The sequence below is a fragment of the Prevotella sp. E9-3 genome (assembly GCF_022024015.1).
Taxonomy (GTDB): Bacteria; Bacteroidota; Bacteroidia; order Bacteroidales; family Bacteroidaceae; genus Prevotella.
The window spans coordinates 1,828,173-1,843,659 of the sequence record NZ_CP091786.1; the positions used below are offsets into that span (position 1 = coordinate 1,828,173).

At 46.0% G+C, this 15,487-nt stretch carries 8 protein-coding genes and 1 pseudogene; 4 read left to right on the top strand and 5 right to left on the bottom strand.

The window, feature by feature from the left end:
• Positions 1 to 85: 85 nt before the first annotated feature.
• Complete coding sequence (locus L6475_RS06740; protein ID WP_237823904.1) at positions 86 to 2,503, bottom strand: TonB-dependent receptor; 2,418 nt, start codon at positions 2,501 to 2,503, stop codon at positions 86 to 88.
• A 339-nt stretch (positions 2,504 to 2,842) separates the two neighbouring features.
• On the opposite strand from L6475_RS06740, the gene L6475_RS06745 reads away from it, so the two are divergent.
• Entirely contained in the window at positions 2,843 to 3,667 is an 825-nt protein-coding gene (locus L6475_RS06745; protein ID WP_237823907.1) for a hypothetical protein, read from the top strand.
• A 155-nt stretch (positions 3,668 to 3,822) separates the two neighbouring features.
• Here L6475_RS06745 and nifJ read toward each other — a convergent pair whose 3' ends face one another.
• Together nifJ and L6475_RS06755 are read right to left on the bottom strand one after the other, a co-directional pair.
• Positions 3,823 to 7,401, bottom strand: a complete 3,579-nt coding sequence (gene nifJ, locus L6475_RS06750; RefSeq protein ID WP_237823909.1) for a pyruvate:ferredoxin (flavodoxin) oxidoreductase — start codon at positions 7,399 to 7,401, stop codon at positions 3,823 to 3,825.
• Between the two features lie 78 nt (positions 7,402 to 7,479).
• Positions 7,480 to 8,667 (bottom strand): ATP-binding protein, encoded by a 1,188-nt coding sequence (locus tag L6475_RS06755; protein WP_237823911.1) that lies wholly within the window; start codon positions 8,665 to 8,667, stop codon positions 7,480 to 7,482.
• 184 nt (positions 8,668 to 8,851) lie between these two features.
• On the opposite strand from L6475_RS06755, the gene serB reads away from it, so the two are divergent.
• The 3 genes and pseudogenes from serB to L6475_RS06770 all read left to right on the top strand — a co-directional run bounded on the left by serB (position 8,852) and on the right by L6475_RS06770 (position 13,264).
• The gene (serB, locus tag L6475_RS06760; protein ID WP_237823913.1) at positions 8,852 to 10,117 is read left to right on the top strand and encodes a phosphoserine phosphatase SerB; all 1,266 of its coding nucleotides are present in this window, start codon (positions 8,852 to 8,854) and stop codon (positions 10,115 to 10,117) included.
• A 114-nt stretch (positions 10,118 to 10,231) separates the two neighbouring features.
• Positions 10,232 to 11,671: a tagaturonate reductase gene (locus L6475_RS06765; protein ID WP_237823915.1), complete on the top strand. Its 1,440-nt coding sequence runs from the start codon at positions 10,232 to 10,234 to the stop codon at positions 11,669 to 11,671.
• 755 nt (positions 11,672 to 12,426) lie between these two features.
• Positions 12,427 to 13,264: pseudogene (locus tag L6475_RS06770) on the top strand (aldo/keto reductase).
• Between the two features lie 73 nt (positions 13,265 to 13,337).
• Here L6475_RS06770 and L6475_RS06775 read toward each other — a convergent pair.
• Together L6475_RS06775 and L6475_RS06780 are read right to left on the bottom strand one after the other, a co-directional pair.
• Positions 13,338 to 14,123, bottom strand: coding sequence for an Ig-like domain-containing protein (locus L6475_RS06775; protein WP_237823917.1), 786 nt, complete (start codon positions 14,121 to 14,123; stop codon positions 13,338 to 13,340).
• Between the two features lie 27 nt (positions 14,124 to 14,150).
• Positions 14,151 to 15,290, bottom strand: a complete 1,140-nt coding sequence (locus tag L6475_RS06780; RefSeq protein WP_370641667.1) for an OmpA family protein — start codon at positions 15,288 to 15,290, stop codon at positions 14,151 to 14,153.
• Between the last annotated feature and the right edge of the window lie 197 nt (positions 15,291 to 15,487).

Below are 15,487 nucleotides of genomic sequence, written 5' to 3' on the forward strand. Positions count from 1 at the left end.
GAAAAAAAACAAATACAAATTATTAAGGAGGGAAACCTAAATTTCCCCCCTTAATCAAACTTGTTTATAAATAAACTGTATGAATTTACATTTTCACTTTTACATCAACACCTACTATTCTGGGAATTCCTCGTTGACCGATAAAACCGTTTGAATATGGCAATCCAAATACGACATAATTGGTATCAGTGAGATTGCGTCCCCAGAAGTCAATATTGAAGGTACCGAGGTCAAAACCGATGTGAGCACCCAATGTGGCATATAGTTTCTGATTAGCAGTATTGGCTTCGTCCCAATAGGTTTGGCCCTCACCAGCAACATTCACGCCAACAGTCACTGAGCGTAGCATGTTATTATGGTTCATTGGCCAACAATAATCTCCCATTACACTGAACATATGTTTAGGTACGAAAGGTACGTAGTTTCCACTGTAATCCACTTGCTGTCCTTTCACAGAGTCAGTATATTCGCGGAAAGTGGCTTTGGTGAAGCTATAAGTGGCAGCCCAATTTAACTGATTGTCAATCAGATGACCACGCAAAGAGACTTCTATACCCATATTTTCACTCTTACCTGCATTCATCATCATGCGGCCAAAACTATACTGGCTGGCCATCTTACTCAATTGCAAATCGTTCACACGCATAAGGTAGGCCGATAAATCAGCATGCATCAGACCGCCAAAGAGATTCAAATGCGTACCAACTTCATAGTTCCATGATTTCTCAGCTTTATAAGAAATTGTTTTTTCGATATTGGCTTTAACAGCTTCATTGTTCTTAATCTGGAGTTCTTTTCCTCCACGATAGTCACAGTCACGAGCGGCCATTCTCAACTGGCTCTGCAGAATGTCAGAGAACATTTGAATATTATAACCACCGGCGCGATAGCCTTTTGAAACAACTGCATACAGATTAGATCCGTCGTTATTGAAACGCCAAGTAAGTCCAACTTTAGGCAGTAGGTGTCCTTCGTTAGTTGAGCGGCTATCACTCATAACAGATGATATGATGTAAGGGATTGTTGTAGGCTGTCCTTTTGCCATCATAGACACTTGAGCTTTCATGGATGCCTGAGTTTCATAATCCAATTGCTGACGAAGGTAATCATAACGTAATCCGATAGTAGCCGTCAGACGATTATTTAAAGCAATGTTTGACTCATGAAAAACTGCCAGATTAAGTGAAGGTGTTCTGAAACTACCTGGAACATCCGACATCTGGAAATCGTGCATATTGAACTTCATTGCATCAATCGTCTTTTGGGCGGTAGCCTGCGCAGCGGCTTCAGGCATTCCATTTGCCACCATGCCGTCAACCATTGCTTGTTGCATCATTGCTGGGATTGACATGTTCAACTGCTTTTGCATCTGATTGTTAAAGTCGCTGAGGAAATAAACTGGTGCATCAGTCTTCATGTACTGGTGACTGACCAAAAAGCCTGTTGCCCATTGCCAACTACTTTTGTTTTTACTGCTCATTGTAATCTCTTCGCTCCATGCGTTTTCTTTCTGATGCTGCTCAAGCATAAGAGTGTTGACAGGAGTGTAATCTTGGTCCATCGTCATATTATCATACAGATGCTGAAAACTTGTAGTTGACTGCAAAGTCCATAGACCAAAATCGTAGAATAAATGTATTCCTGAATTAAGCATGTTACGACGATATTTGTTCATCATCGATGTTGAAGGATCTTCCACCCTACCCTCGTTCACATTATAATGTCCATAAGGAAAAGCATTCTGATTCGTAAACTGATAGTCGGCTGTAAAATCAGCTTTGAACTTCGTGGTAATATTCCATACCAATCTCATTTTTCCACCAGCTTCATTACTCTTGTCGTTCTTGTCTCCAAGATTCGTATTATCTATATAGCCGTCAGTACCTGAATAGAAGGCAGACAATCCGATAGCCAATTTATCGTTTAGTTTACACCTATGAGCAACTTCAGCGCTACGTTGAAAATAACTGCCCAACGATAGATTTACCTCTGTGCCTTGTTTCCGCATAGGATCTTTTGAGAAAATACGTACCAATCCCCCTTCTGAATTCATTCCATATAACGTCGCTTGTGGGCCACGAAGTATGTCAACTCGTTCTATCTGGGAAAAATGACTATTAAAGGCAGATTTTGACAACAGAGGAATATTGTCGTAATAAACTGGTACTGAAGGAGCTGAAGCGTTAATACGCGAGCCTGTTCCTCTTAAATAAATTGATGAGGTAAGACGTGACCCATATTGGGGCATAGCCATAGAAGGAACATAGGCTGACAACTCTCTTAGATCTGAGACATGCAACCTTTCAATTTGACTCTCGCCAAATACATTACTGCTTAGCGGTTGTTGCCTCAAACGCACCGGCTCCTTAGGAACTGCGACAATTGTCACTTCATCCAAATCAATTACTTTCGAAGAATCATTTCCTAATACACCAACAGTTTCGGCATTCATTATACTTGATGCTGATAACATGAGGCATAACAATGTGTTATTCACTTTCATACGTTATAATCCTAAAAATGTTCTATAATGTTTTGAAGTTGCAAAAGTACAAAATTATTTAACATCCAACAATCCCTATTTGTGATGATTTTTGATAAAGATTGTTTTTCCTCAAACCGAGAAAAAGAAACACTAAAGACCAAACGTAGTTGCTTCCAGAAATAATGTTCCCTAATCATCATGTAGAGAAATAAAGGACGATTATTAACTTTTAAGTATATAATGCTATGAGATAATAAAAACTTTCGTATATTTGCACCAAAATAAGTAAACCATACGCTTATTCAAGGACCTAGAACAGAACCATGAAATTTATATTAACCATATAATACAAAAGTAATGAACAGATCATTAAAAATGCTGACGGCAGCAGCAATCATTTCTCTGCCAATAGTAGCAAATGCACAGACAAATAATCCTCGTGGCATCTACAAGATGACAACCCTCACTGGTAAACTGGGCGAGGTGAAAGCTCCGTTTGAACAGTATAAAATCTGTACTGACAGTATGACGCTCATGGTATCGGAGCAAGCTAATTATTTCAGCATCTCTGACAACGACCACCGGGTGTTCAACTATACAGGAGAGCAGCCTAAGTCTGAGGGTGATAAGAGTCCGCTTATTTACGATAGCAACGACAAGCAGTTCAAACTGAAATGGTGGAGTACCTATCCCTACCACATCCATTTTCCAAATAACGACTGGTGCATAGAGAAGTACGAATCTGGGAAGTACACAGAAACAAGCAAGGTATTTTTCGACGCACTTAACGGAACGTCAGATGTGGACGCGAACAATCCCCTGATAGGAACATGGCGCTTCATTGGCTATGTGGACGAGCTGCGTGATGTGAAGAGAGAACTGCCTAAGTTGCACGAGCAATATCAGAAAAGTAAATATTTCAATAGCTTTATCGTCTTCGCACCCAAGAACTGGACGTTGATAGCCAAAAGTGGAGGAGCAGTTAACAAAATCGAATACAGCGGAAAGAAGTCTTATAAGAGCGGTAACAAGACCAGTCAAGTGAAGTGGCTTTCAAAAAATCGTATCGCAGTGGAAGAGCACATCGACTATCGTACCGACTGGATGATTCTGGAGCGTGTAACCGATGGCACTACGCCGTTGACTCATATTGCAAGTCAGTTCGTTTCAAAAACACAATAATGATGTTTAAGACAAGCCCTAATACCTAATATGAATACAGGCAGACGTCGGTCTGTAGACCTCTTCTAGGTAATGAAAAAGGAGCATCCGTTTGGATGCTCCTTTGAAGTATTTAAGTGGTTGGTGGCGGAACCGCCAACCACATTTTTTCGGAATTAATCCTCCCAGTTCTCTTGCGTCTTGCGGATGTAAGTCTTGTAGCGGAGCTGAGCCATCTTCTGGGCTTCAGCGAAGAGTTCCTCGGCCTCGTTAGGATAAGCCTTCTTAACAGAGAGGTAACGAACCTCGCCAAGCAGGAAGTCGTGGAAGTTCTCCCAGTTAGGCTCCTTAGAGTCGAGTGAGAATGGGTTCTTGCCTTCCTCAGCCAGAGCGGGATTGTAGCGCCACAGGTGCCAGTAACCGCACTCAACAGCCTTCTTCTCCTCAGCCTGGCTCTTACCCATACCGCCCTTGGCCTTCAGACCGTGGTTGATACATGGAGCGTAAGCGATGATGATTGAAGGTCCGTGCCATGCCTCAGCCTCGCGGATAGCCTTGAGGGTCTGAGCGTGGTCAGCGCCCATAGCAATCTGAGCTACATATACATAACCATATGTGGTAGCAATCATACCCAGATCCTTCTTGCGGATGCGCTTACCCTGAGCAGCGAACTGAGCAATAGCACCAAGAGGAGTAGCCTTAGAAGCCTGACCACCAGTGTTAGAGTAAACCTCAGTATCGAGCACGAGGATGTTGACGTCCTCACCAGAAGCAATCACGTGGTCGAGACCGCCGTAACCGATATCGTAAGAAGCACCGTCACCACCGATGATCCACTGGCTGCGCTTAACCAGGTAGTGGTCGAGAGTCTTCAGCTCGGTGCAAACTGGGCAACCAGCGGCAGCACCAGCTGCAATCTGCTCGCGAAGCTTTGGAGCAATCTCCTTGGTCTTGTCAGCATCGTCCTTATTGTCGATCCACTCCTGAGCCAGAGCCTTATACTCAGCGCTGGTCTTATCGCTATCAATCATCTCCTGCAGCAGCTTAGCTACGCGCTCCTTCATCTTCTTGTTACCAAGAGCCATACCCAGACCGAACTCGCAGAAGTCCTCGAACAGAGAGTTGTTGAATACAGGACCCTGACCCTTCTCGTTCTTAGTGTAAGGTGTAGAAGGAATAGAAGCTGAGTAGATTGAAGAACATCCAGTAGCGTTGGCAATCATCTGACGGTCACCGAACAGCTGAGAAATCAGCTTAACGTATGGAGTCTCACCGCAACCAGAGCATGCACCAGAGAACTCGAACAGAGGCTGAGCGAACTGAGAGTTCTTAACATTGCTCTTGATATCAACGAGATCCTGCTTACTCTTAACGTTCTTAACCAGGTACTCCCAGTTCTTAGCCTCCTGAACCATATCGGCTGCATCAGGATTGAATGGAGCCATGGTGAGAGCCTTACCAGTCTTAGGATTGCCTGGGCAGATGTCTGCACAGTTGCCGCAACCCAGACAGTCGAGTACTGAAGTCTCGATGCGGAAGTGCATGCCCTTCATAGCGGCTGGAGCCTTCATCTCGAGAGTGTCGGCAGCTGCGGCGAAGCCCTTCAGCTCCTCGTCGTCGAGAACGAATGGACGGATAGCAGCGTGAGGACAGATGTAAGCACACTGGTTACACTGGATACAGTTGTCCTTGTTCCAAACAGGAACGAAGGCCTCAACACCACGCTTCTCGTAAGCGGCTGTACCAACCTCCCAAGAACCGTCAACGGTATTGTGCTTAACGAAGTCAGAAACCTTCAGCAGGTCGCCGGCCTGAGCGTTGATAGGACGAACCAGCTCCTTAACGAATGCTGGAGCATCGTCGGCCTTAGCCTCATCATCAGGCAGGTTAGCCCACTCAGGCTTAACGGTGAGCTGAACATACTCGCCACCACGATCGATAGCAGCATAGTTCTTATCAACAACGTCCTGACCCTTAGCGCCGTAAGACTTCAGGGCGGCAGCCTTCATCTTCTCAACAGCGAGCTCTACGGGGATTACGCCAGTGATACGGAAGAATGCACTCTGCAGGATTGTGTTGGTACGGTTACCCAGACCAATCTCCTGTGCAATCTTTGTAGCGTTGATGGTATATACAGTAATGTTGTTCTGTGCGAAGTAGCGCTTTACCTTGTTAGGCATGAACTTCTCGAGCTCGTCGGCGTTGAAGATAGTGTTCAGCAGGAACTGACCGTTCTTCTGCAGACCGCGGGTCACGTCGTACATGTGCAGGTAAGCCTGTACGTGGCAAGCCACGAAGTTAGGTGTGGTTACCAAATAGGTAGAGCGGATAGGTGTATCACCGAAACGCAGGTGAGAGCAGGTGAAACCTCCTGACTTCTTAGAGTCGTAAGAGAAGTAAGCCTGGCAGTACTTGTTGGTGTTGTCACCAATAATCTTAACTGAGTTCTTGTTAGCACCTACGGTACCATCGGCACCCAGACCGTAGAACTTGGCCTGGAACATGCCAGCGCCGCCGAGGGCAATCTCCTCAACCTCAGGCAGAGAGGTGAAGGTGACATCGTCCACGATACCAACTGTGAAGTGATTCTTTGGCTCGGGCATAGCGAGGTTGTTGAACACGCTAATGATCTGAGCAGGGGTGGTGTCGCGGCTACCAAGACCGTAGCGGCCACCAACGATGAGAGGCTTGTTCTCTACGTCGTAGAAAGCATCCTTAACGTCGAGGTACAGAGGCTCTCCATTTGCTCCTGGCTCCTTTGTACGGTCAAGCACAGCGATGCGCTTAACAGTCTTAGGAACAGAAGCGAGCAGGTGCTTCACAGAGAATGGGCGATACAGGTGAACAGAAATCATACCAACCTTCTGACCGTTAGCGTTCAGGTAGTCGATAGCCTCGCGAGCTGCATCGGTAGCAGAACCCATAAGGATAATCATGCGGTCAGCATCCTCAGCTCCGTAGTATGAGAACAGGTGATACTCGCGACCTGTGATCTTAGAGATCTCACCGAGATACTTCTCTACAACCTCAGGTACTGCATCGTAGTACTGGTTGCTGGCCTCACGGTGGGTGAAGAATGTCTCAGGATTCTCAGCAGTACCACGAGTGATAGGACGCTCAGGGCTCATAGCACGATCGCGGAAACGCTTAACGAACTCCTCCTTAACCAAAGGACGGATATCCTCCTGATCCATCAGCTCAATCTTGTGGTACTCGTGAGAGGTGCGGAAACCATCGAAGAAGTTAACGAAAGGTACGCAGGTCTCGAGAGTTGCCAGGTGAGGAACGGCTGTGAGGTCCATCACCTCCTGTACAGAACCAGAGCAGAACATAGCGAAACCGGTCTGACGGCAAGCCATTACGTCCTGGTGGTCACCAAAGATACACAGAGAGTGAGAAGCAAGTGTACGGGCAGAAACGTCGAATACACATGGAATCAACTCACCAGCAATCTTATACATGTTAGGAATCATCAGGAGCAGACCCTGAGAAGCGGTAAATGTAGTGGTGAGAGCACCAGCCTGCAGCGAACCGTGAACGGCACCGGCAGCACCAGCCTCTGACTGCATTTCCTGAACTGAGACGTTCTGGCCCCAGAGGTTCTTACGACCACGGGCAGCCCATTCGTCAACATGCTCCGCCATAGGCGAAGACGGAGTGATGGGGTAGATAGCAGCTACTTCCGAGAACATATAGCTCACGTGAGCTGCAGCCTCGTTACCATCACAAGTGATAAATTTCTTTTCTTTAGCCATTTGTTTAGTAAATAAATTACAATATTTCGTTGTATCTTTTGACAAGTATGTCTCAATTGTATCTTTTATGTCCCAATTTTAATAAAGAAATCCTAATAACCATAATGGTATCTGATTGTCTTTACCTATCTCAGTATTATATCGAGCATAGATGGTATCAGGTGCATACCTTACTTTATTATGTGAGTCAGCATCACAGATGCGAAACTTCAGTTTCCCGTCCACAAGGTAGAAATTGTCCCTACCCGACTGGTTTACCGTATGATCCTTCCACATCGAGTTTACAAAAAAGGTCTCCATAGCGTTTTGCTTCTCAACATGGATGGGATAGATTGCGTAGAGTAGGTTTGAATTGTGCAGCATTACCTTTGAAGGTTTTTTGGGAAAATCTTCGCCTACAGGATAAATCATATTAAGCAGACGTGCATCAGCCAAATATTTGATATAGTTCATGACAGTTGCTCTTGATGTTTCAATATCATTGGCTAATTGTGAAACATTGGGAGCCTTTGGACCCTCTTCGGCCAACTGATAGAATAATTTCTTAATTTTGGTTAGATATTTCAGCTCTATCTGTTTGATGAGCAAAATATCTACCTCGGTCATCATATTCATCGTCTTCAGCAGGTTCTCACTATAGTTGCGGTCTTCCTGGAAGAATGGGTAGAAACCATGATGGATATAGTCCTGGAAATAGCGACGCGGCGACACTTTGGGCAGTATCTGCTTTACGATGCGTTCATGGTCGCTCAATATTTCATCAAGAGTATATGCCCGGAAATTATTACCTGTAAGAAGATTCAAGAACTCTCGAAATGAGAAACCACGCAAATTATAGCTTTTCACTATTCCGTTAAGTTCGGGGTTCTCATCCTTGAGACGCATAACGCTTGAGCCAGTGAACACGATTTTCAAGCCTGGGTAGAGGTCATAACATCTGCGTAGCTCGTTGCTCCAATCAGGCTGTTTGAAAACCTGGTCGATGAGCAACACCCTACCTCCGTGATGATAGAACTCACCAGCAAAATCGGCTATACCATGACCCTGAAAATAGAAATTGTTCATGTTGATGTAAAGGCATTGCTTGTCGTTTACATCAAAATGTTCGCGTGCATATTGAAGCAGGAAAGTTGTCTTACCAATGCCTCGTGTGCCTTTAATACCTATCAGGCGATCGTCCCAGTCTATCTCATCCATCAGGGTGCGACGTACCGGAGCGTTCACGTGCTCAACCAAGTAACGATGCGTTCTAAAGAAAGCTTCCATTCTGCTGTCCGTCTATAAAAAACAGTTGCAAAAGTACAAATTAATCTTTAAATTGCAAAGTCAAGTTGACAAAAACTTGCTAAATCTTGTTATTTTTCTGTCTTCTAAATAATTTTATTGTACATTTTATGTCTTTCAACGATTTTTTTCATGTACCTTTGCAAACAATAATTACAAATACTTTATGAACCCAACTAACACCGATTCTATTAAAACGGAACATCGAGAAGAACAGATATTAGTACGCATCACAGGTCAAGACCGTCCAGGACTGACTGCTTCGGTGATGGCAATCCTCGCTAAATATGATGCACAGATACTTGATATAGGTCAGGCAGACATTCACTCTACCCTATCATTAGGCATCCTAATCAGAATGGACGAAGTTCATAGCGGACAAGTGATGAAAGAGCTTTTGTTTAAAGCTACTGAATTGGCCGTAAACATAGGATTTTCGCCGATCTCTGACGAAGAATATGAAGATTGGGTGGGACATCAGGGTAAGAATCGTTATATTCTTATGGTGATGGGGCGCCAGTTGGAAGCCCGCCAGATCGAGGCTGCCACCCGAATCATAGCCGATCAAGGATTGAATATTGACAGTATTATTCGTTTAACCGGACGTAAGAGTATTAAGAATCCTGCTAAGCATGTGCGAGCCTGTATAGAATTTTCACTTCGTGGCGAGCCAAAAAACAGACAGGAGATGCAGCGTCAATTCCTTAAGTTATCGGGTGATATGGAGATTGACTTTTCATTCCAGCGTGATGATATGTTCCGACGCATGCGTCGTCTTATTTGCTTTGATATGGACTCAACGCTCATTCAAACTGAATGTATTGACGAACTGGCAGAACGCGCAGGTGTGGGCGCTGAGGTAAGAGCCATCACAGAAAGTGCCATGAGAGGAGAAATTGACTTCAAAGAGAGTTTTACCCGTCGTGTAAAACTACTAAAGGGACTTGATGTGAGTGTGATGCAGGATATTGCAGAACATTTACCCATCACGGAAGGGGTTGACCGACTGATGACTATATTAAAGAGGTGTGGATATAAAATAGCTATTCTTTCGGGTGGTTTTACCTATTTTGGTGAATATCTACAGCGCAAATATGGTATCGACTATGTATATGCCAACGAACTGGAGGTTGACGAAAATGGCAAACTTACAGGAAACTATGTTGGCGAGATAGTTGACGGACAGCGCAAGGCCGAACTGCTGAAACTGATAGCCCAAGTAGAGAAAGTGAACCTAGCGCAGACTATTGCCGTGGGTGATGGCGCTAACGACCTACCAATGATTTCTGAGGCCGGACTTGGTATCGCTTTCCATGCTAAGCCACGTGTGGTGGCTAATGCTAAGCAGAGTATCAATACCATCGGATTGGATGGAGTGCTATATTTCCTTGGTTTCAAGGATTCATACTTGGGGGATCAGGGAAAATTTTAAAACAGTCCCTTGATTAGCTACAACTTAAAGAAAAGCTATCGATCCTTAGTTGTAAAAATCTAAACTACAACAAGATAACATCAAAACAATAATTATTAACTTGAAAAAGAAAACATGAAACCATTAAACAAACATTTCGCACCAAAAAGTGTGATGCCCGAGAAAGTGATTCAGTTTGGTGAAGGAAATTTTCTTCGTGCATTTGTTGACTGGATTATCTGGCACATGGATCAGAAAACTGACTTCAACGGCTCTGTTGTTGTTGTTCAGCCTTTGGCAAACGGTATGATTGACTGGTTGAACGGTCAGGATTGTCTCTATCATGTAAATTTGCAGGGACGTGAGAACGGCAAACCTGTTAACACGCTTGAGCGCATCGATGTAATCAGTCGCTGTCTGAACCCGTACTCTCAAAACGATGCCTATATGGCTCTGGCCGATCAGCCCGAAATTCGTTTTGTGATATCAAATACCACCGAGGCAGGTATTGCTTTCGATCCTGAATGCAAGCTTGAGGATAAGCCTGCTAGCAGTTATCCAGGCAAACTTGTTCAATTGTTGTATCGAAGATATCAGACTTTCAATGGCGACCCTACTAAAGGCTTGATTATTTTCCCGTGTGAACTTATTTTCCTGAATGGCCACGTTCTGAAAGACTGTATTCGCAAATATATCGATTTATGGAAATTGCCTGAAGGCTTCCGCATTTGGCTTGAGGAATCATGTGGTGTGTATGCCACGCTGGTTGACCGTATTGTCCCAGGATTTCCTCGCAAGGAGATTGATCAGATTCAGGAAAAAATCAGCTATCGCGACAATCTTGTGGTGCAGGCTGAAAATTTTCACCTTTGGGTGATAGAAGCGCCAAAAGAAGTAGCTCAGGAATTCCCTGCTGACAAAGCCGGACTTCACGTATTGTTTGTTCCATCGGAAGAGCCCTATCACAAGCGTAAGGTCACTTTGTTGAACGGCCCTCATACCGTTCTCTCGCCTGTCGCTTATTTGAGTGGTGTAAACATAGTTCGTGATGCCTGTCAGCATGAGGTGATTGGCAAGTATATTCACAAGGTTCAGTTCGATGAATTGATGCAGACCCTCGATCTGCCAATGGATGAACTTGAAAAATTTGCCAATGACGTGTTGGAACGTTTCGACAACCCATTTGTTGACCATCAGGTAACAAGCATTATGCTGAACTCATTCCCCAAGTTCCAGGCTCGCGACCTGCCTGGGGTGAAGACTTACTTGGAGCGAAAAGGTGAACTCCCCAAGGGTTTGGTGTTCGGTCTTGCCGCTATCATCACTTATTACAAAGGAGGTAAACGTAGCGATGGTACCGATATAACTCCCAATGATGATCCGAAGATTATCGAACTGCTCCAGAATCTATGGGCCACTGAAGATACACAGAAGATTGTGGATGGTGTATTGGGAGCTGAATTCATCTGGCAAGAAGACCTCAGAAAAATTTCTGGATTAAGCACATTGCTTAAACAGTATCTCGATCTGATTCAGGCTGTCGGCATGCTGGAGGCTGTCAAAAGCATTTTGTAACTATACGAGATCCCTTCCTCACCCCTGATTGGATGTCAGGAAGGGATCTTTTATTATGTTTAAATATACACTTTTGAATTGCATATTTATTAAACTAAAACACGCGAGAATCGCATGAGAATCACCAACCCCTACTTCGAACTTCTCTGTGCGAATTATGAGCGTGTTGCAAGTAATTCACAACATTCTGACCGTCAGGCGTTTGCGGTTTTTGCATTCTCAAACCCTCTCTTTCTCGCTGAAAAATCATTAATTTTGGCTGCAATTGAACGGTAATTATACCACAACTGAATAATAGCTATACTGCAACTGAATAAAAACTATACTGCAACTGCCGTTCAGTTTCAGTACAATTGCCGTTCAGTTTCAGTACAATTGCCAGTTAGTTTCGGTATAAGATGTATTGATTTGCAATAAAAAGGGAATTTTATCCCACCAAAGGTCGTTTTTGAGTGGCTTCGCCGTTCTAGTTTGCGATTTTTATTTGTCTTGATTTTCGAAAAACATATTGCATAAATATTTAATATTTGCGTTTGAAACAATTAAAATCAAACTCAGATTTGTTATTATATAACACTACTGTCCAGTTAAATTTCACCAAAGCGAAAGTTGGCGGTCATCTTCCGGATTTTGATTAATAATTGGTTTGTCAAAAAGTTCATTCAGCGGAGTCCTCTCAAATAGAACTTGGCCGATGACATTAGAGAATATGTAAAGATTTTGTTCGATATGATACATCTTCAGAGCAATAATAGATGGAGTACATAAAACTTTCAAACGGTGTTCAGATGCCGACATTGGGCTATTCTTGTAAGCCCTGAAGAGTGTGAGCGTTGCGTGAGTGATGCATTAAGTGTAGGCTATCGTCTGATTGATACGGCACAGGCCTACCAGAATGAGGAGGGCGTTGGCAATGCCTGGCGCAAGAGTGGACTGAAGCGCGAGGACTTGTTCCTCGTGACGAAGGTGTGGATATCGAACAATGGCGAGGAAAAGGCTGCCAAGAGCATTGATGAGAGCCTGCGCAAGTTGCAGACGGAGTATATCGACTTGTTACTCATCCATCAGGCCTACGGCGACGTGTTCGGCACATGGCGGGCTATGGAGAAGGCCTATCGTGCAGGCAAGGTTCGCGCTATCGGTGTGAGCAACTTCCAGGCAGGCCGTTTCTTCGACTTTGCCCACTATGTAGATCTGAAGCCTATGGTGAACCAGCTGGAGTGCAACACGCTTTCTCAGCAGACTGGAATTGAGCCGATTCTTGGCGAGTTTGGCACCAAGATGATGGCATGGTATCCACTCGGTGGACAAGGAACAGACGGCATTGTGAAGAACGAACTGCTGGCTTCTATCGGTGCCAAGTACAACAAGACTGCCGCTCAGGTCGCTCTCCGTTGGCTCACCCAGCGTGGCATCGTGGCTATTCCTAAGTCGAGCCATAAGGAGCGCATGGCGCAGAACATCGACATCTTTGACTTCTCGCTGAGTGACGATGATATGGCTCAGATAGCTTAGATGAACCGGCACGACGCTGACACTAGAAATTTCGGTGACCCGCAGTTTGTGAAATACTTGATTGAAACATACGGTTAAGAAAGCCTCTCCGCCACAAATGTTGACGGAGAGGCTGTGTTGTTATCCTTTACTTAATACCTATTGTTTATGCTTATTCGGCACCGCCTTGGCTGACACCACCCTCGTCCAGAGGAATGTTGCCGCCAGTAATCTCAATGGTGACAGTGGCACTCACTGCGGGGTTGTCCTTCGAGGTGCAGGTGATGGTCACCGTGCCGTTCTTAATCGGGGTGAACACACCGTCCTCACTGATGGTGGCCAGCGTGGTATCGTCCACGCTCCAGGTCACGCCGGTCTCGGTGATGTAAGCAGGTGTGAACACAGCGCTGAGTTGATAGTTGGCACCCACGGCATACTTACCGCCAGAGGTGGTGGGGATGGTGATAGCCAGGCTGCCGGCAGTGGGATGCGTGATGACATACACAGGCGTGTAGGCGGTCTGGTACGAACGAGCGTCCTCGCTGTAAATCAGCGACAGGCTATAGTCCTTGCTGCCGTCGAAGCCGCTGGGTGTAGCGGTGACGGTCAGCGTACCCTTGGCATCATCGCCTGCAGCGGCGGTGATGGCCATGGCAGCATCATGCTGAGTCACGAACTTCAGATGGGTGATGTCTGCTGCCAGTGTAGAAGCGAGCTCCTTGGGCTCTACCTCATAGACGATGGTAGCAGCAGCCGGCTGATCCACAGTGATGTTCACCACGCCCTCCTCGGTCTGGAACACCACGCTGTTCAACTGCGAGATGGTCTGGTTGTTATAACTGCGCAGGGCATCATTCTCGGCACCCAACTTGTCAATATCGTCCTGATAGTCTGTGCAGGACACTGCGCCCAGCATCAGTGCGGGCATCATCAATGCATAAAAAATGTTCTTTTTCATATCGTATTGTTTTTTAGTTATCAATTCTTAATTTTCAATTGTAACGGCTACCGCAGCTCGGTCTTCCTTGTCGTCGCCCTTGCCACGTTCGCCCTTACCCTCGGTCTTGATGCGCGAAGCATCGACGCCACGGGCCACGAGCGCCTTCTTCACGGCATTGGCACGCCAGCGCGAGAGTTTCAGGTTGTACTGCCACTTACCGGTGCGGCTGGCCCAGCCTGTCACAGTGAGGTGCTTGTCGGGATGCGCCTTCATGTATTCGGCAATCTCGTCAATCTTCGATTCCTCGGAAGGCAGGATGCGCGATGAACTGAAGCGGAAGTAAACCTTCACCTCCTTGAGTTCAGGCTTCTTCTCGATGACGGGCTCAGGCTTCTTCTCGATGACGGGCTCGGGTTTCTTCTCGACCACCGGTTCGGGTTTCTTCTCGACCACGGGCTCAGGCTCCACTACAGGCAGAGGCTCCTCAATCTTGATGTGCTTGCGCGTGGGACCTAAGGCAATCTTCACGCCCACCAGCAGGTTCTGCTGCCAGTCGAGGTTGTCGCTCTTGCCTTTCTTCGAGTTCCACTTGTCGGGCAGCACATTGGCGTTGTACTCCAGACCGAGCGCCACGCGCTCAGAGAGATCATACTCGATGCCGCCGCCGATGCGTCCTGCGGGGAACAGCTTCGTGCCGTCCCATAGGTTCTGGAATCCGCCGTTAGGCAGTCCCGGAGCCGTCGCCGTTGCTGCCAGACGGTTGGCGTCGTCGTTGCTCGAAGCGATGTTCAGTCCCACGCCAGCCAGTCCGTAGATGTTCCACTTACGGTCTGCGTTCCATCCCCAGATGAGGTTGGTCAGCGACACCGTAGCGTCCAGATTGGCCTGCACATAGTTCCATTTATACTCTGCCACGGGGTGTGTCTGCCAGTTGCGAGCCTCCCAGCCCGACGCACCGAGGCGCAGGCCGAAGACCGGCGAGAACTGACGGCCCACGCTAAGCGCGGCAGCAGGCGACAGCAGCTTCGAGAACTTGGCTTCGCCCACGTGGTAGCCCACGCCCACCTGGGGCTGGACGAACCAGTGTGGCTGGAAGGCCACCGAGTCTCTCGTTGTCTGCGCCTGTGTTGGCGCAGCCCCTACGAGGGCCAGCGCCAGTGTCAGCATAATTGTCTTTTTGTTCATATAAATTAGTATTTAATACTAAACATTAAATTTTTTCTTTCGACCACGAATTGCACGAATTGAACGAATTCTTCTTCTGTAGTTCTGAATTATTATCGAATTTCACAAATAGAATCGCCGGCGATTCTTGCTGCGCGTTGCAATTTGTTTAATTCGTTGCATCTTTAGATGCTATTCGTTCATAATCTTCATACTTA